At 69.2% G+C, this 16,438-nt stretch carries 21 protein-coding genes and 1 pseudogene; 14 read left to right on the forward strand and 8 right to left on the reverse strand.

What is annotated here, in order from left to right:
- Nucleotides 1-128 precede the first annotated feature (128 nt).
- The 12 genes from VV02_RS21730 to VV02_RS21785 all read left to right on the forward strand — a co-directional run bounded on the left by VV02_RS21730 (nt 129) and on the right by VV02_RS21785 (nt 9,130).
- A complete protein-coding gene (locus tag VV02_RS21730; protein ID WP_169787733.1) occupies nt 129-875 on the forward strand; it encodes a dienelactone hydrolase family protein in 747 nt (248 codons plus the stop codon).
- Nucleotides 876-1,006: 131 nt separating this feature from the next.
- Nucleotides 1,007-2,557 (forward strand): alkaline phosphatase family protein, encoded by a 1,551-nt coding sequence (locus tag VV02_RS21735; protein WP_052595010.1) that lies wholly within the window; start codon nt 1,007-1,009, stop codon nt 2,555-2,557.
- An 85-nt stretch (nt 2,558-2,642) separates the two neighbouring features.
- Nucleotides 2,643-3,032 carry a nuclear transport factor 2 family protein gene (locus VV02_RS21740; protein ID WP_052595012.1) on the forward strand — a complete coding sequence of 130 codons (390 nt, stop codon included), beginning with the start codon at nt 2,643-2,645 and terminating at the stop codon, nt 3,030-3,032.
- 22 nt (nt 3,033-3,054) lie between these two features.
- The gene (locus tag VV02_RS21745; RefSeq protein WP_052595015.1) at nt 3,055-3,423 is read left to right on the forward strand and encodes a nuclear transport factor 2 family protein; all 369 of its coding nucleotides are present in this window, start codon (nt 3,055-3,057) and stop codon (nt 3,421-3,423) included.
- 180 nt (nt 3,424-3,603) lie between these two features.
- Nucleotides 3,604-5,382: an HNH endonuclease signature motif containing protein gene (locus VV02_RS21750; protein ID WP_052595017.1), complete on the forward strand. Its 1,779-nt coding sequence runs from the start codon at nt 3,604-3,606 to the stop codon at nt 5,380-5,382.
- 19 nt (nt 5,383-5,401) lie between these two features.
- Nucleotides 5,402-5,926 carry a ribonuclease FAU-1 family protein gene (locus VV02_RS21755; RefSeq protein WP_083450345.1) on the forward strand — a complete coding sequence of 175 codons (525 nt, stop codon included), beginning with the start codon at nt 5,402-5,404 and terminating at the stop codon, nt 5,924-5,926.
- 28 nt (nt 5,927-5,954) lie between these two features.
- The gene (locus VV02_RS21760; RefSeq protein ID WP_052595020.1) at nt 5,955-6,578 is read left to right on the forward strand and encodes a histidine phosphatase family protein; all 624 of its coding nucleotides are present in this window, start codon (nt 5,955-5,957) and stop codon (nt 6,576-6,578) included.
- Between the two features lie 60 nt (nt 6,579-6,638).
- Nucleotides 6,639-7,196: an isochorismatase family protein gene (locus VV02_RS21765; RefSeq protein ID WP_052595022.1), complete on the forward strand. Its 558-nt coding sequence runs from the start codon at nt 6,639-6,641 to the stop codon at nt 7,194-7,196.
- Between the two features lie 9 nt (nt 7,197-7,205).
- The gene (locus VV02_RS21770; RefSeq protein ID WP_157063498.1) at nt 7,206-7,433 is read left to right on the forward strand and encodes a hypothetical protein; all 228 of its coding nucleotides are present in this window, start codon (nt 7,206-7,208) and stop codon (nt 7,431-7,433) included.
- Complete coding sequence (locus VV02_RS21775; protein WP_083450346.1) at nt 7,406-7,903, forward strand: GNAT family N-acetyltransferase; 498 nt, start codon at nt 7,406-7,408, stop codon at nt 7,901-7,903. Before VV02_RS21770 ends, VV02_RS21775 begins: the two co-directional genes overlap by 28 nt.
- A gap of 89 nt (nt 7,904-7,992) precedes the next feature.
- A complete protein-coding gene (locus VV02_RS21780) occupies nt 7,993-8,760 on the forward strand; it encodes a class I SAM-dependent DNA methyltransferase (protein WP_052595026.1) in 768 nt (255 codons plus the stop codon).
- Nucleotides 8,761-8,764: 4 nt separating this feature from the next.
- Entirely contained in the window at nt 8,765-9,130 is a 366-nt protein-coding gene (locus VV02_RS21785; protein ID WP_052595029.1) for an MmcQ/YjbR family DNA-binding protein, read from the forward strand.
- Nucleotides 9,131-9,142: 12 nt separating this feature from the next.
- On the opposite strand, the gene nuoH is transcribed toward VV02_RS21785, so the two are convergent.
- The 5 genes and pseudogenes from nuoH to VV02_RS21810 all read right to left on the reverse strand — a co-directional run bounded on the left by nuoH (nt 9,143) and on the right by VV02_RS21810 (nt 12,871).
- Nucleotides 9,143-10,144: an NADH-quinone oxidoreductase subunit NuoH gene (nuoH, locus tag VV02_RS21790; RefSeq protein ID WP_052595031.1), complete on the reverse strand. Its 1,002-nt coding sequence runs from the start codon at nt 10,142-10,144 to the stop codon at nt 9,143-9,145.
- Nucleotides 10,129-10,656, reverse strand: a complete 528-nt coding sequence (locus tag VV02_RS21795) for an NADH-quinone oxidoreductase subunit C (RefSeq protein WP_052595033.1) — start codon at nt 10,654-10,656, stop codon at nt 10,129-10,131. The genes nuoH and VV02_RS21795 overlap by 16 nt, the downstream gene beginning before the upstream one ends.
- Nucleotides 10,653-11,211, reverse strand: a pseudogene (locus tag VV02_RS21800) (NADH-quinone oxidoreductase subunit B). Before VV02_RS21800 ends, VV02_RS21795 begins: the two are co-directional and overlap by 4 nt.
- Complete coding sequence (locus VV02_RS21805) at nt 11,208-11,582, reverse strand: NADH-quinone oxidoreductase subunit A (protein ID WP_245633162.1); 375 nt, start codon at nt 11,580-11,582, stop codon at nt 11,208-11,210. The pseudogene VV02_RS21800 and the gene VV02_RS21805 overlap by 4 nt, the downstream one beginning before the upstream one ends.
- On the reverse strand, nt 11,549-12,871 hold the full coding sequence (locus VV02_RS21810; RefSeq protein ID WP_169787734.1) for a glycosyltransferase 87 family protein: 1,323 nt from the start codon (nt 12,869-12,871) through the stop codon (nt 11,549-11,551). The genes VV02_RS21805 and VV02_RS21810 overlap by 34 nt, the downstream gene beginning before the upstream one ends.
- Before the next feature lie 101 nt (nt 12,872-12,972).
- On the opposite strand from VV02_RS21810, the gene VV02_RS21815 reads away from it, so the two are divergent.
- On the forward strand, nt 12,973-14,121 hold the full coding sequence (locus VV02_RS21815; protein ID WP_218917454.1) for a molybdopterin-dependent oxidoreductase: 1,149 nt from the start codon (nt 12,973-12,975) through the stop codon (nt 14,119-14,121).
- A complete protein-coding gene (locus VV02_RS21820; protein WP_157063499.1) occupies nt 14,118-14,537 on the forward strand; it encodes a hypothetical protein in 420 nt (139 codons plus the stop codon). Before VV02_RS21815 ends, VV02_RS21820 begins: the two co-directional genes overlap by 4 nt.
- Here VV02_RS21820 and VV02_RS21825 read toward each other — a convergent pair.
- From VV02_RS21825 to VV02_RS21835, 3 genes are read right to left on the reverse strand one after another with little or no spacing between them, the layout of a single operon-like run.
- Nucleotides 14,518-15,159 carry a class I SAM-dependent methyltransferase gene (locus tag VV02_RS21825; RefSeq protein ID WP_157063500.1) on the reverse strand — a complete coding sequence of 214 codons (642 nt, stop codon included), beginning with the start codon at nt 15,157-15,159 and terminating at the stop codon, nt 14,518-14,520. The genes VV02_RS21820 and VV02_RS21825 overlap by 20 nt on opposite strands.
- On the reverse strand, nt 15,156-15,773 hold the full coding sequence (locus tag VV02_RS21830) for a TIGR04282 family arsenosugar biosynthesis glycosyltransferase (RefSeq protein ID WP_245633163.1): 618 nt from the start codon (nt 15,771-15,773) through the stop codon (nt 15,156-15,158). The genes VV02_RS21825 and VV02_RS21830 overlap by 4 nt, the downstream gene beginning before the upstream one ends.
- A complete protein-coding gene (locus VV02_RS21835; protein ID WP_218917455.1) occupies nt 15,767-16,414 on the reverse strand; it encodes a glycosyltransferase family 2 protein in 648 nt (215 codons plus the stop codon). Before VV02_RS21835 ends, VV02_RS21830 begins: the two co-directional genes overlap by 7 nt.
- Nucleotides 16,415-16,438: the final 24 nt, after the last annotated feature.

The following is a 16,438-nucleotide window of genomic DNA, read 5'->3' on the forward strand; positions in this document are numbered from 1 at the left end:
CTTTCCATCCGTGGAGGCCTGCTCTGCTCCGCGCACGCTACCGGGCGGGGCGGGTCAGACCTAGTACCGCCCCAGGCGTGGACGCCCCAGCAGCGCGCCGCGGCGGCACGATGCGGCATGCTCACGCCGTGAGTGACCTACGTCGCGAGACCACCGACCTGACCGTTCCTGACGCACCAGCCATGCGGCTGCTCTCCGTGGCGCCCAGCGGGGCGGGCCCGTTCCCAGCCGTCGTCGTGATCCACGAGCTGTTCGGTGTGAACCCGGACATCGAGGGCGTCCTCGCAGACTTCGCGTCGCGTGGCTTCGTTGCCGTGGCGCCCGAGATCTATCACCGCGGCCTCGAGGCCGGCCAGTGGCTGGAGCGGGACGACGCGGGCCGGAAGGCCGGCTTCGACCAGCTGAACGCGCTGACGCGTACGAACGTCATCGCCGACCTGCAGGCCACGCTCGACCATCTCGCCCAGCGGACCGACGTCGCCGGCGCACCGTCCATCGCCGGCTTCAGCATGGGTGGTCATATCGCCTACCTGGCTGCGACCGCTCTCCCGTTCGCCAAGACCGTCGTGCTGTACGCCGGGTGGCTGGCAGGGACGGACATCCCGCTCAGCCGTCCCGAACCGACGCTCGACCTGACTCCCGGGATCACCGGCGAGCTGCTGATGATTGTGGGAGGCGCTGACACGCTCGTCGGCCCGGAGGAGGCGGCCACGATCGACGCGGCGCTCGCCTCGTCCGGCGTACCGCATGAGGTCGTGGTGCTCCCGGGCGTCGGTCACGCGTTCTTCTGGCCCGAGACCCCGGCGTACGACGCCGCTGCCGTGGCCGAGTCCTGGCGCCGGATCGAGGGCTTCCTGGGCGAGGCGCTCCCGTAGCCGGGCAGTCCCCACACCTGGGCTATCGGAGCCATAAGCGAGAAGGGGGAAAGGTCCTCTCCCGTTCCGGGGTGAAGGCCCCGACGATGACTTGCGTCGCAGCAACTCGCCCTGCTTCCAAGGAGCTCCGCATGAGCATCACGTCCACTGTCCGACGTGGGAGGGCCGCACGCACGGCCCTCCTCGCCACTGCCTCGATCTGTACGACTGCCCTGGTCATCACGCCAGGCGCGCAGGCCAGACCCGCCCCGTCCCCTGGCTCACCGCAGGTGAGTGCCACGACCGAGCACGTGGTCGTGCTCGGCATCGACGGCCTCCTCTTCGACAAGATCGCGCCGGCCGCGGCGCCCAACCTCGACGCGCTGATCGCGACGGGCTACCGCAGCAAGACGACGCTGTACGCACCCCCCCTGTCTCCCACCCTGTCCGGGCCCGGGTGGGCCACCAACCTCACCGGCGTGTGGCCCGACAAGCACAAGGTCCTCGACAACACCTGGCCCTCGAGCAATCTCGCGCAGTATCCCGACTTCCTCACCCGTCTCGAGCAGTTCAACTCCTCCCTGTCGACGTACGCCGCCGTCACCTGGGCGCCCCTGCTCGACGGGTCGGCCGGGCCGGCACCCATCACGTCTGCGGTCGACACGCGCTACGTCTCGACGGGCGATGCCGATACGGCCGCCAACGCGGTCTCCCGGCTTCGGGGCCAGGGGCCGAACGCCACGTTCCTGCACTTCGACGACGTCGACCACGCGGGTCACACGTGCGGTGCGGCCGGTGCGTGCTACCAGAAGGCCATCGAGGACACAGACGTACGCATCGGCCAGGTCGTGGCGGCGGTCAAGGCGCGCGCGACGTACCCGACTGAGAAGTGGACCTTCATCGTGACGGCCGACCACGGGCACACCGACGCCGGCGGGCACGGTGGCAACACCCCGCCGGAACGCTCCTCGTTCGTCATCGAGAGCGGCGCCCACGGAACGCCCGGCGTACCGGCGATCGCGCCCAAGAACGTCGACACTGCCGCGGAGGTGCTCTCGATCTTCGGTGCACCGCGCCCGTCGGTCCTCGACGGCCGGCCCTATGCAACGGCGAGCAGCGACCCGTTCGACAAGCAGGTCTCCTCGCTCAAGGCACGGCAGGACGAGACCGGGATCCCGACGTCGGTGCTGGGCTGGACGAAGTCGTTCCCGAGCGGGTGGAGCGTCGACAACACCGGCCTGGGCACGGGTGGCGTGGCTGAGTGGTCGGGTTGGAGCCTGACCACGGACGACTTCTGGACCCGTGCCGAGCCCGGGCAGTCGCGTGAGGCCAACGTCCGAGCTCGAGGTGTCTTCGCCGTGGCGGACTCCGACGAGTGGTCGGACAAGACGCACACCGGCACGTACAACACGAAGATGAGCACCCCGGCGTACACCGGGATCAGCGGCAAGGCGACGGCCACTCTGCGGTTCGGCTCGCACTACCGCAAGGAGGGCAACGAGGTCGCGGCCGTCTCGGTGTCGTTCAACGGGGGCGCCCCCAAGGAGGTCCTGCGGTACTCCGGCGACGTTGTGGCGAAGAACGAGCAGGTGTCGGTGCCGATCCCGGCCGGCGCGACGACCGTCCGCTTCACCTGGTCGCTCACCAACGGCGACAACGACTGGTACTGGGCGGTTGATGCGCCCTCAGTCAGCGCCGGCTGACGGGCTGTCAGCGTGAGCTGACGGTTGGCTGTTGGGCCGGTGATCTGCGTGAGGCGCAGGTCACCGGCCTGCTAGACACGCGTACGTGACTGACGACGTGGCCGAGGTGCTTCAGCTCGAGAAGCGCCGGCTCCGTGCGCTCGTCGAGCGCGACATGTCGGTCGCCGACCGGATCCATGCAGCTGACTACGAGCTCATCAGCCCTGGCGGCAGGACCCACACCAAGGACGCATATCTGGCGGACGTCGCATCGAAGCGGCTGGAGTATCTCGTCTTCGAGCCGACGACGCCGATCGCGGTGCGGGAAAGTGCCGGGCTCATCGTGCTGCGGTACGCCGCTCGGATCCGTCTCAGTATCGGCGTCGCGGACGAGGTCGAGTTCCGGGCGTGGCACACCGACCACTACGAGAAGCGCGACGGCGAATGGGTTGTCGTGTGGTCTCAGGCAACGCAGATCTCTGACCCCAACCCGTGATCCCAGTGCTAGACACGCGTCCATGACAGACGCCATTGCCACGGTCCTTCAGCTCGAAGAGCGACGGCTTCGTGCGCTCGTGGAGCGCGACATGACCGCGGCGGATGAGATCCATGCCGCCGACTACGAGCTCATCAATCCGGGCGGGATCGTTCGATCGAGGAGCGCGTATCTGGAGGACGTCGCGTCGAAGCGGCTGGACTACGTCGTCTTCGAACCCGTGACTCCGATCGCGGTGCGCGGGAGCGCCGACCTCATCGTGCTGCGATACGTCGCCCGCATCGCCGTCGCTGATGAGGTCGAGTTCAGGGCCTGGCACACCGATCACTACGAGAAGCGCGACGAGCAGTGGGTCGCTGTGTGGTCCCAGGCGACGCGGATCCGCGACTGACTCTCGGCTGGCCAGCGGCTCTTGACCGGCGGGCTCAGGCGGCCTAGCAGGGACCACCGACAGCCGAAATTAGTTGTCCCCATTGATGATTCAGCCTTGCGCGGCGTTGAACTGGTCGACTAGAGTCGAACGTATATTCGAAGTCTGGTGCTGCCCGACGACCACGCGAGAGGAGGCCCGATGTCCGACCAGCCGACGCCCACGGACAAGACTCCCGAGTCGTTGTCGCTGGCTGGGTTGCCCGCGCATCTGGCGTCCTGGCTCGTTGATGTCGTCGGCGCGGCGACCGGTCGTGCACCGGGCTCGCCCGCACCGGTGTCGCCCTTGCTGGGCGGGGCCGTCGATGAGCACGATGCGCACGTGGTGGCGCGTGCGGCGGCGGGTGTGCTGATCACGGCCGCGCAGGGGGTGCAGGCGTGGGCGGAGTCGATCGAGTCCGAAGCGATGGGCCGGCTGGTCACCGCGATCGAGGATGATCCGGGGCTGAATCTTGGCCAGCACGAGGCGCGTTCGACCCGCCGGACCCGGCAGGGGCTGGCGCGGACGGCTGCGACGGTCGAGGTGCAGCTGTTGAGCGGGTTGCCGGTCACGCAGTGCCGCGAGCGGGTCGCGTTCGCGACCGCGACACCTGATCGGGCCGGTTATCTGCGGGCGCGGTTGCGGCAGGGCACCGTGTCCGCCTGGCGGGCGCGCACCCTGTTGAAGGAGACCGCGCACCTGGACCCACTCACCGCGGACCTGGTCGCGAAACGGGTCCTCGCGCCGGTCGGCGCGGCCCCGCTGGGCAGTGATGTGGACCCGGCCGCGCAGGGGGCGGAGCTGGCTGCGGTGCTGGGGTCGGTTCCGTTGTCGCAGGCCACGTTCCGGCGCCGCCTGGCTCGTCAGCTGGTGCTGGCCGGGACCGCCTCCGAGGCCGCAGCGCGCGCCACCCAGGACGCAGTCGCCCGGCGGGATGTCGACACTGTCGCCGGCAGCCACGGGGTTGCGCACACCACGATCACCGCCTCTCGTGAGCGAGCCTTCGCCGCTCAGCAACGGGTGACCGCGCTAGCTCGGCGGGCGCGGGCTGCCGGTGATGGGCGCACGTTGGCTCAGCTGCGCTCGGACATCGCCACCGACCTGCTGATCCGCGGCCAGGTCGCAGGCGACGCACTCCTGGCGGACGCACCCGCGGCGCAGCTGCAGGTCATCGTGCACCTGTCCACCCTGCTGCCCGGGGCCACGGGCGCGTGCTCAGATGCAGACCCGATGCGCCGCGGTGGCCGCCGGTCAGCGCGCAGACGACTCATCAGTGACTGCTCGTCGAGCGGGACCGCACCGCACCCGAGCGGCTACTCGCCACGGGCGGGTCATGGCGTGGCCGAGGTCCCCGGGCACGGGTTCCTGACCGCCGAGCAGGTCCGCGACCTCGCGTTCGCCGAAGGATCGGTATGGCGTCGACTGGTCACCGACCCGATCACCGGCGCGGTGATCGACGCAGCCACCAGCTACCGGCCACCAGCCACGATGCGCCGACAGGTCCAAGCACGCGACCAACGCTGCCGCGCACCCGGGTGTGAGCACCCGGCCACCGAGTGCGACCTCGACCACATCGTGGCCTGGTCCGCCCTGGCCGACACTCCTGCCCAGGGCGCGACGCACCCGGACAACCTGCATGCTCTGCACCGCGGTCACCATGAGCCGAAGACCCGCGGGTGGTGGCAATGCCGACCAGGCACCAGCGGCCAGGTCCACTGGACCACGCTGACCGGCCGACGCATAACCACCCATCCTGCCGACCACCACGACCCGGCCGAGCACGCCCCGCCCGACATCTCCACACTCGAACGGGAGTTGGCCGCCCTCCTCGAACCACACACCGACCCAGCCGCGCTATCACCGCAGATGGCTGCGCTGAGATCTGGGCTCGCCCAGACCAAAGCGCCCGCGGCCGAGGCGTTCGACCCACCGCCGTTCTGAGGGCACCAGACTTGGCCCCATGCGCGGTACACGTCGAATGGTGAAGGAGAAGTGGTCGATCTCGCGTGGATGCACCTACCCCGCCTTCGCCTGGCCAATGACCCACCTCGGAGCGGATCGACACGGCCTCTGGTTCGGCGCGATGGCCGGCAACCTGGTGACTCAGCCGGACGGCGTCACGACCGAGCAGCAGAGGGCCGATGCAGTATGGCTGGTTGCTGATGCCAGGTGGCTCACACACTTCTGCTTCACCGACGCGACAGACCTCACGATCGACATCTGCGGGCGCCCCCGGGTCAGCAAGGACGAGGTGACCTTCCTCGACCTGGAGCTCGATCTGTTCCGAGCGGCGGATGGAACAAGCGCGGTCATCGATCACGACGAGCTCGCAGAGCTCCTCGCCTCTGGCCTCATCACCGCTCAAGAGAGCCGATCGGTAGAGCAAACTGCAGAGGCGCTCCTGCTCGACATTGTCGGTCGCGTCCCCCCGTTCGACAGCACCGGCGAGCAGTGGCTGGCACGGCTTCGCGCCCTGACCGCCTGAGATGACTCGATGGACAAGAAGGTGAGAGATGCGACTGCTACTGATCAGACACGGCGAGTCCGAGCACTCGATCCGGCGACTGGTCGCAGGCGACAACGGATGCCCCGGACTGACAGAGCTTGGACGCGCGCAAGCCCCGAGACTGCGAGATCGGCTCCGCGAGGAGGCCCGCCACTACGACCTGCTGCTCTCCAGCACGGTCCCGCGCGCACAGCAGACCGCGGAGATTCTGGCGCCGGCGCTGAGTGCCGGAGCTCCCCGAATCGATTGCGACCTGTGCGAGATGCACGTCGGCGACGGCGACGGAATGCGTCGCGATGAATTCATCCAGAAGTACGGCTCGTTCGACCCGATCGCGGTTCCGGATCGTCCGCTCTCCCCCGGCAGTGATTCGTGGAACACCTTCAATGCGCGAGTTCGAGCAACCCTGGCGGCGCTCGCCGAACGACACCCCGGCGAGACAGTCGCGGCCGTCACCCACGCGGGCTTCGTCGTACGGACGTTCCTTGAACTCTTCGACGTCCCGCGACCCGGGACGGGTACTCGCTTTGATCCTGACTTCACATCAATCACCGAGTGGGACCACGTCGCGGCCGACGGCACCTGGCGGCTGATCCGCGCCAACGACACCGCGCATCTGCACGCGGGCTGACCGGACATGTGCGTACCATCCGCCCGAGATGAGGCTCAGCCGACATACGTTGTCGTGGTGATGGACCGCTCGCCCGCCCAGGCTCTGATCACGATCGACATGCAGCACGCCTTTCTCACCGGCGTGAGCCCCGTACGCGATGCCGCCCTACTGATGGCAGCTGTCGGCACCCAGCTGCATGCCGCTCGTACGACCGGCTCGCTGGTTGTCCACCTCCAGAACGACGGGGCGTCGGGCAGCCCTGATGAGCCGCACGCTCCCGGGTGGGCGCTGGAGGTACCCGTGCGAAACGGAGAGCCCGTCTTTCGCAAGAGTTCGGATGACGGATTCGCGGGCACGGGCCTCGAGCGGGTTCTTCGCGCCAACGGCGTCACGACGGTCTCCATCTGCGGGCTGTTGTCCGAGATGTGCGTCGCAGCGACGGCGCGAACAGCGCTGGCCGTCGGCTTCGAGGTGATCTTGGCCCAGGATGCGCATCGGACGTTCGACATCCCGGACGAGGGGCCCCATCGTCCGAGCGTGTCGTCGCATCTCGTATCTCGCGTCGCCGAGTGGTCCCTGGGCGACCAACCCAGGTTCGTCGCCTATTCGACGGACGTCGCTTTCGAACGGCCGTAGTGTCCGAACATGAGGCTCGAGCGACGTACCGAACGACGCGTGGTGCGCGGGGTCTTCCTTGCCGCTGCGATCGTCTTCGCCGCGTTCTTCCTGCACACACTGTGGTCACATGACTGGGACAACGCGTCAGGCACGGCTTTCATGTCCGCCGCCATGATGGGCGCTGTGGCGGCCGATGTCAGGGAACAGCGGAAGCTCAACTCCCTTGGATGGCCCCGGAGCTCATGGCCGTCCTGAGGCGCCTACCCGCGCGGAAGATTCGGCGCGGGACCGCGGACGACATCGACGGCCTGGCCAGGCTGCTGTGGCTGGACGCACCCGACGAACAGCTCGATCAGCTGCCACTCGAGGCATTCACGGCCGATCTCGCGCACTGGTGGGCCAACCACCAGGACTCACACCACGCGTTCGTCGCGGACGTCGACGATCACGAAGTCGTGGGCATGGCGTGGGCCGCGCTCCTACCCCGCACTCCACGACCCGGGGCGACGCGTCGACTCGCGGCCGACATCCAGACCGTCTTCGTCATGCCGCAGTACCGCGGCCAAGGCATCGGGTCGGCGCTCGTCGATGCAGCCGCCGCGTACGCGACACAGGCCGGGGCCGCACGCGTGACGGTCCACTCGGGCCGCAAGGCAGTGCCGGTGTACGAACGACTCGGCTTCGCATCGACCCCGCAGCTCCTCCAGCGGCCGCCCGACAGCTGACCCGGTCGCCCGAGAGCGCTGCGGGAAGCGCGCCTGCTCAGCGGATATTCGGTCGACTGGCACCGCATGCCCGCGCGACGATCGCAGTCATGAGCGTGGACGACGTCTGGGACAAGCCACAGGACAAGATCTGGGACGGCGGCGCGGCACAGCGGTACGACTCCCCTGGCACGGGCATGTTCGCACCGGAGGTGCTCGGGCCGACCGTGGACCTGCTGGCCGAGCTGGCAGGTAACGGCGCCGCTCTGGAGCTGGCCATCGGCACAGGCAGGGTGGCCATCCCACTGCGGGAGCGCGGCGTACCCGTCACTGGCATTGAGCTATCGCAACCCATGGTGGACCGTCTCCGCGAAAAGGTCGACGCGGCAACGATTCCCGTGGTTGTCGGCGACATGGCCACGACGCAGGTACCTGGCGACTTCACCCTCGCGTACCTCGTCTTCAACACCATCTCCAACCTGCTGACCCAGGCCGAACAGGTCGAGTGCTTCCGCAACGCAGCCCGCCACCTCTCCCCCGGCGGCCGCTTCGTGATCGAGCTCAGCGTGCACGACCTGCGTGAACTTCCGCCGGGCCAGCAGGGCGCGGTCTTCCATGCGGAGTCGGGCTACATGGGCGTCGACATCTTCGACCCGGTCAACCAGCGCCTGGTCTCGCACCACTTCCACTTCGGTGACGGCGAGGACGCGAAGGTCTACCGGTCACCGCACCGCTACGTCATGCCTGCGGAGATGGACCTGATGGCACAGCTGGCCGGGTTGGAGCTCGAGGCGCGGTACGCCGACTGGTCACGCGGCGAGTTCACGGCCGAGTCCCGCTCGCACGTCTCGGTCTACCATCGACCCGAGACGAGGTGAGCTGATGGCCACCATTGATGACGTCCTGCCGCTCGGAACCGAGCTCGAGCGCTCGTATCCGGTGTCAGTCCATGGCCGGCTGAAGTTTCGCGTCAAGCAGATCGTCTATGTCGCCTTCTCACTGGACGAGTTCGAGATGGAGTTCGCGTTCCCGAAAGAGGAGCGCGAAGCGCTGATCGGCGGTGAGCCGCACAAGTTTCAGCTCCCGGCGCCGTCGGACCTGCGGTTCCACTGGATCCGCTCCGACCTGTCGGCGCTCGACCCGACCGAAGCCCGTGAGCTGGTGGTCGACGCCTGGCGGATGGTGGTGCCACAGAAGGTGGCGCGCGCGTACGACCTCACCCACCCCGACGGACCGGGCCCGCCCTGACCTTCGCTGGACTCAGGCGGTGAGGACGACGCCGACCGCGGTGATCGCGAGCTGAAGCAACGCGATCGGCACCAGGCCGAGCCAGGCGAGCCGCTGCAGCTGGTCCTCGCGCAGTCGCGGCCACGAGACGCGCATCCAGATGATCAGGACCGCGATCAGGAAGCCCTTGAGCAGCGTCCACAGCCAGCCCAGCGCACCGTCGAACGGACCGGTCCAGCCACCGAGGTAGAGCACCGCGAACAGCAGCGACATGACCACGATGCCGGCGTACTCGGCGAGCAGGAAGAACGCGAACCGCAGCCCGGTGTACTCGGTGTAGGGCCCCATCACGACCTCGGAGTCGGCCACGGGCATGTCGAACGGGGGCCGCTGCAGCTCGGCGGTCGCCGCGACCAGGAAGACCAGCGCACCGGGCAGCTGCCAGATCAGCCACAGCGGCGTCCACGCGTGCGCGATGCCGACGAGCGAGAGCGAACCGGCCGCGAGCGCGAAGGACGCGCAGGACAGGATCAACGGCAGCTCGTACGACACCAGCTGGGCCGCCGAGCGCATCGCACCGATGAGGGCGTACTTGTTGCCCGACGACCACCCGGCCATCAGCGTGCCGACGGTCCCGATGCCGGAGACGGCCAGCACCAGCAGCAGCGAGGCCGGCACGTCCGCGCCGACCATGTCGGGCGAGAGCGGCACCGCGGCGAGCGCCAGGAGGTACGACACCAGCGCCACCGCGGGCGCCCACCGGAAGGCGCCACGGTCGGCTGCCGCCGGGACGATGTCCTCCTTCTGAGTGAACTTCACTCCATCGGCGATGAGCTGGGCCCACCCGTGGAAACCACCGGCGTACATCGGGCCGAGGCGACCCTGCATGTGCGCCATGACCTTGTGCTCGGTCTGACCCACAAGCAACGGCAACGTCAGGAACCCGATCAGCACGATCACCGCGCGCAGCACGATCTCGAACCACCAGAGGTCGGTCATCAGCATCGACGAGCCCGACATCAGCGCGGCCCCCATGAAGGATCGGGTACGCCGGGCGGCAGCGTCTTGCGACGACCCGGCGCCTTGCGGGGCGAATCCCCTGACTCACCAGGGTCTTTCGCGCCCGGCCACGGCTTGGAGGCACGTGCGGCCAGCACGAACGACTTGCGCAGGGGCGTGCCGACGAACCCGTCCGGCAGCAGCAACGGCCGCATGCCCAGCCCGGTCCCGTCGTCGAAGTCGGTGAACTCCAGCCCGAACATCTCGTGGGTCTCACGCTCGTGCCACGCCGCACCGCGCCACATGCCCGTGACACTGGGAACGGGCGAGCCGTCCGGCACGCGAGTGCGGACGAGAACGCTGCGCACCGCACCGGGCGTCATGTCGTAGAGGTGGATCACGACGTCGAAGCCGGGCGACTCCTCACGGTCGGTCTCGTCGACGGCGCTGAGCCAGTCGAAGTAGTCGAATCCTTCGCCGCGCTGCACCTGGATGGTCTCGATCCAGTCGCCGAGCTCGCAGTCGTGGCAAGGGGTTTCGGCGCTCATTCCGGCGGCTCCACGAGGTCGCGGGTCACCGCGCCGCGGAAGGTGCGGCGGCTGGCGTACGACCGGGTCGTGAGCTCCTCGGCGGCGATCTTGTCCTGCAGCCGCAGGATGCCCTGCAGCAGCGCCTCGGGCCGCGGCGGGCAGCCGGGGACGTAGACGTCGACGGGGATGAGCTGGTCGACGCCCTTGGTCACGGAGTAGGAGTCCCAGTACGGGCCGCCGGAGTTGGAGCACGCGCCGAACGAGATGACGTACTTGGGCTCGGGCATCTGGTCGTACAGGCGACGGATGGCCGGTGCCATCTTGTCGGTGACGGTGCCGGACACGACCATCAGATCGGCCTGGCGCGGTCCCGGCGCGAACGGGATCACACCGAGCCGGATGAAGTCGTGCCGAGCCATGGACGCCGCGATGAACTCGATCGCGCAGCAGGCGAGGCCGAAGTTGAAGACCCAGAGCGAGTAGCGGCGCCCCCAGTTGAGGACGAGCCGCATCGGCTTGGGCGCGGCGTTCTGCAGCGGCCCGACCTTGGGGGGTCGGCAGATCGACGGTCATGGCAGCCACCTCAGCAGGCCGCGCCGCGCGGCGTGCACGAGTCCAACCAGCAGGACGGCGATGAAGATGCCCATCTCAGCCAGGCTGGCCGCGCCGAGGTCGGCCTTGCGCAGGACCAGCGCCCACGGAAACAGGTAGACCGCGTCGACCGCGAAGATGACGTAGAGGAAGGCGAAGCCCAGATAGCGGACCTGGACCTGGCCCCAGTGCAGACCCACCGGATCGACGCCCGACTCGTAGGTCGTGAGGCGCACGGGGTTGGCCGAGACGGGCGAGAGCATGCGCCGCATGAGCATCGCGGCCAGGAACAGCACGATCCCGGCGATGCCCACCGCTGCTACGACGAGATAGCCCGCCACGTCTGCTTGCACCTGGGCAGCCTAACGAGCAGACACCCGAGGACGAAGCACACCGCCCCGACGTAGCTGACCAGCCGCGTGACCGTCCAGTCCCACGGCAGTGCGGCGGCGAAGTAGGTCAGGGTCGGTGCCACGCACAGCCACAGCCACCGCAGCCGCCCCGTGAGCGCCACCAAGGCGACGAGCAGCAGCGGGTACCAGGAGTAGTTCGGGGTCGTCAGCGCCAGATAGAGCCCCACCGCAGCCACCGCTGTCAGATCCGGGCGGTCCGGGTCCGCACGCCACCACAGCAGCACCAGACCGGCCGCCAGCAGGACCGGAGTGAGGATCGTCGCGATATCCGAGCCGACGAACAGCCCGACGACGAGGTACCGGCCGCCATCGGCGTACTCCTCCTCCCGCAGATAGCCGGGCAGGTAGCCGAGCACCTCCGGCCCGACCGCGAGCACGTGCGGCAGGTAACCAAGCGCCAGCACGGTGACCGCGCCCAGCACCATCCGCCACGGCCGCCGCCCGGCCATCACGAGGAGTAGCCCGGGGAACAGCTTCGTCGCTGCCGCAGCCCCGATGGCGAGACCGGCGGCGTACGGCCGGCGAGACCTCGCAGCGCCGACGGCAGCGAGGCACATCAGCACGGATAGCCAGTCGATGTGCGCGTTGTTGGTCGCCTCGACCGCGACGATCGGGCTCAGCGCCCACACCGCTACCGGCCACAGCGTCCGCCCTCGCCTCAGACGGAGCAGCAGGAGCGTCGAGCCGAGTACGCCGACCGCCGCCGCGATCTGCAACGGCAGGTGACCGTCGTGCCCGGATCCGAGGAGACGCATCCCTACGAAGGCCGCCTGCGCGACCGGCGGGTAGATGGTGTGCACGCTCGAACGGTTGATCTCGGTGCAGATCTCGCCGACCTGGTGCGCCGGGCACGGTCGCTCGGTCGGGAACGTGAAGTCGGTCCGCAGGTGGGCGACCTCGGGGTCGGCCGGCGCGTAGCGGTACGGATCGGTGCCGCTGAGCTGGACGTGCGCGTCCCACACGTAGCGGTAGTCGTCGTCACTGCTGGACGGGCCGGACGCGAGCGCCGCGATCTGGAGGACCGCGCAGCCGCCGAGCAGTACGCCGGTGAGCACCTTCCGCGACAGCGTCACCTTCCGCAGCGCCGCGAGCATCGCCAACGACACTGCGAACCCGGCCAGCTGCGCCCACACCTGGCGCGACGGGTCGTCGCTGGACCGGACGAACAGCAGCACCAGCGCCACTTGCACGACCAGCAGCACCAGCACGGGCAGCAGACGTCGGGTCACCATGCCAGAGTGCCGTGTCCAGGCAGCGAATTCGCCTGCCCGGCAACCTGTTCCGCAGTCTGTAAGGGTCGGATCGGGGGTTCCGGCATGACGATGGTCACGTGTTCGATCCCTTGACCAAGCTCTCCGAGTCGCCACCGCGGTGGTGGCCGTCCGCCGAGGCCGGTCAGCGCAACCCGTCGCTGACCGCGCGTCTCGGACGAGCCGTCGGCATCGCGTTCACGACCTGCTTCGTGACCGGTCTGATCAGCCACTACCACGCGAACGCCTGGGCCTGGCTGCCTCCGCCCGCCACCCCTGCGTGGGGCTATCGGCTCACGCAGGGGCTGCACGTCCTGACCGGAATCGCCACGATCCCACTGCTGCTGGCCAAGCTCTGGTCCGTGCAGCACAAGCTGCGTCAGTGGCCGCCCGCACGATCTGTCGCTCACGCAGTCGAGCGCGCGTCCGTAGGTCTGCTCGTCTCTGCGGCGCTGCTGGAGCTGACCACTGGCTTCCTCAACATCCTCCAGTTCTACCCGTGGCCATGGGATTTCATCGTCGTCCACTACGCCACCGCCTGGTTGCTCATCGGCGCGCTCATCCTGCACATCGCGATCCAGCTGCCGACGATCCGCGCAGGTCTGGCGACGCCGCTGCCGACCGCACGGGTGGCGTACGACGAGCTCACGCGCCGCGGGATCCTCACCACCGTGACGCTGTCTGTCGGGACGGTCGCCGCCACCACAGCCGGACAGGTCATCGGACCCCTCGCTCCGATCGCGGTCCTCGCGCCACGGCGGCCCGACCAGGCGCCCGACCAGGACCTGCCCGTGAACAAGACAGCAGCGGCAGCCGGGGTCGAGACGGCTGCCCGAGCACCGTCGTACGAGCTCAGCCTCGTCGGCGAGACGCAGCGCACCCTGTCCCTGGAACAGCTGGAATCGCTTCCACGACAACGACGTTCGCTGCCGATCGCCTGCGTTGAGGGCTGGAGTCGGCAGGCGGAGTGGGAAGGTCCGAGCCTCCTCGACCTCGTCCGCTCGGTGGGCGGCGACACCGACAGCGTCGTCACGCTCGTCTCGCTCGAGGACGGCGCGTACGCGCGGTCGGAGATCCGCGCCGGTCAGCTGCGCGAGGCGCTGCTGGCCACCCATCTGCACGGCGAGCGACTCAGCCTCGACCACGGCTACCCGGCACGCCTCATCGCACCAGATCGCCCGGGCGAGCAGCAGACCAAGTGGGTCACCAGGATCGAGGTTCAAGCATGAGGACCCGAATTTCATTGGGAGCGTTGGGGATCGGCGTTGCGGCATACGGCGCATGGCTTCTCCTCGACCATGCGGCCCGCACCAAGCCGCTGCTGTTCGTCGTCTGGCTCGCTGGAGCCGTCGTGGTCCACGACTTCGTCATCGCTCCGACGATCGAGGGCGTCGGACGGCTGATCGCACGAGTGCCGTTGGCACGCGGTCACATTCAGGCGGCGGCTGTTGCGGTCGGCCTGATCGGCAGCGTCGGTCTCGTCATCGCCTGCCGCGCACAGAGCGCACACGACCCGGCGCTGACACTCCTCCAGCAGGACTACGCGCGCAACCTCGCGGTGCTACTGGGCCTGGTCGTACTCGTGTCGGCCGCGTCGTACGCCGGCGGCCGCCTCCGCGGTCGCATCACGCGGCGGCGCGGCTGAGCGACAGGAAGTCGCGACCCTCGCTCGACCACTGCTCCTCGACGGTCAAGCCGCACTCGAGTGCCTGCTCGGCGAGCACATCCACGGAAGCCACGGCCCACCGGAACGTAGGGCCCTCCGCGCTGTCGGATGCGAACCGAGCCGTCAGCACCTCGTGCGTCCCCGGCACGTGAGACCCCGCCTCCACCACGATCCGGCCGGTGCTCGAGATCAGAGAGCGCAGCCGCGTCAGCAGTCCGCTCAGGTCGCCTCCGATGCCGGAGTTGCCGTCGAGCACGACGACCGTGCGCCACCGTCCTTCACCGGGCACCCGATCGAAGATGTCACGAGGCAGCGCCAGCGCGCCGCGGCGGACGGTCAGCTCAACCGCAACGTCGGCGATGTCGACCCCGAGCGCCGCAATCCCTTGCGCGGCAAGGGCACTCACGATCCGTCCCGGCCCGCACCCGACGTCGAGAACCGGTCCCACGCACCTGCCCAGCACCGTGCGATCAGCGTCGTCCGCCTCAGCGAGGTAGCGCGCGATGTCCAGCGGGAGCACCCGGCCGTCAGCAGTCGTCAGGCTCAGCGACCGCCGATCCCGCAGCGCACCTTCATAGGGCCCGAGGGCACCGGCGATCATGCGGTCGCCTCGCGCCACGCCCGCGCGAACCGCGTCGTCGGGGCCAGTGCCGCTACAGCGTCCGCGTCCGCAGGGGTGTCGACGTCGCGGATCTCAGACAGGTGCTGGACCCGCAGACCCGCGTCGTTCAGTCGCTCCAGCTGAGCCGCGCCGGTGCGATCGGTCGACATCGGGACGCCCTCCACCAGCTCAGGCGCCAGGCTGGAGTCGCTCAGCCCGAGCGCCCAGAAGCCGCCGTCCGTCGCCCGGCCCAGGCACGCGTCGTACGACGGCATCCCGTTGGCGAGGAGCCCTGCGGTCAGCTGGGGCGTGTCCATCCCGACGAGCAGCGCCGACCCCGTCGGCAGCTTGGCGAGTCCGGTGGCGATGCGGTGGTCGAGCCCTCCGTCGGTCTGCGGCACGACATCCCAACCCGACGGCAGCCACAGCCCAGGTCGGCCGGCGAGCAGCAGCACGTGGCGCTCCGCCGGAACCCGAGCGGCCTCGTCGAGCGTGTCCAGCAGGCTGGCCATCGCGACGCGCGCGGCGGCGTCCGGGGAGACGCGGCTGGTCAGCCGCGTCTTGACCCGACCCGGGACGGGCTCCTTGGCGATCACCACCATCGTCGTCAGCACCGGCCCAGCACCCCGGACATGTCGCGCATCGCCTGGGCGGTGCCGCGGACCGTCCCCGTGACCTTCGAGGTCCCGATGCGCGGGCGATAGGCGATGTCGCGCTCGACGACCCGCCAGCCCGCGCGGCCGGCGAGTACGAGCGTCTCCAGTGGATAGCCGCTGCGTCGGTCCTGCTGGTCGAGTGCGAGGAGGTCGGCGCGGCGGGCGATCCGCAGCGGGCTGACGTCGCGCACCGGGAGTCCGATCCGACGCAGCCGCCAGGCGAGCGCCGCATTGGCGAGGCGGGCGTACGACGGCCACGCACCTCGCGTGGTCGGCACCCGTCTCCCGACGGCCAGGTCGGCGCGGCCGGCCACCACCGGCGCTGCCAGCGTCATCAATCCGGTCAGGTCGATCGAGTCGTCGCAGTCACAGAAGGCCACCACGTCGCTGGTCGCGGCAAGCAGACCGGCATGGCACGCGGCGCCGTAACCCTTTGCGCCGCAATGGATCACGCTCGCGCCGAGCTGCTCCGCAACGAGAGCGCTGCCGTCGGTGCTGCCGTTGTCGACGACCAGTGCGCGAGCGCCTGGCGGGAGGCCCGCCAGGACACGCGGGATGGCCGCCGACTCGTCGAGGCACGGGAGGATCACATCGATCATGTCTCCAGGCTGGCCATCCCGGGT

The organism is Luteipulveratus mongoliensis, from assembly GCF_001190945.1.
Lineage (GTDB): Bacteria > Actinomycetota > Actinomycetes > Actinomycetales > Dermatophilaceae > Luteipulveratus > Luteipulveratus mongoliensis.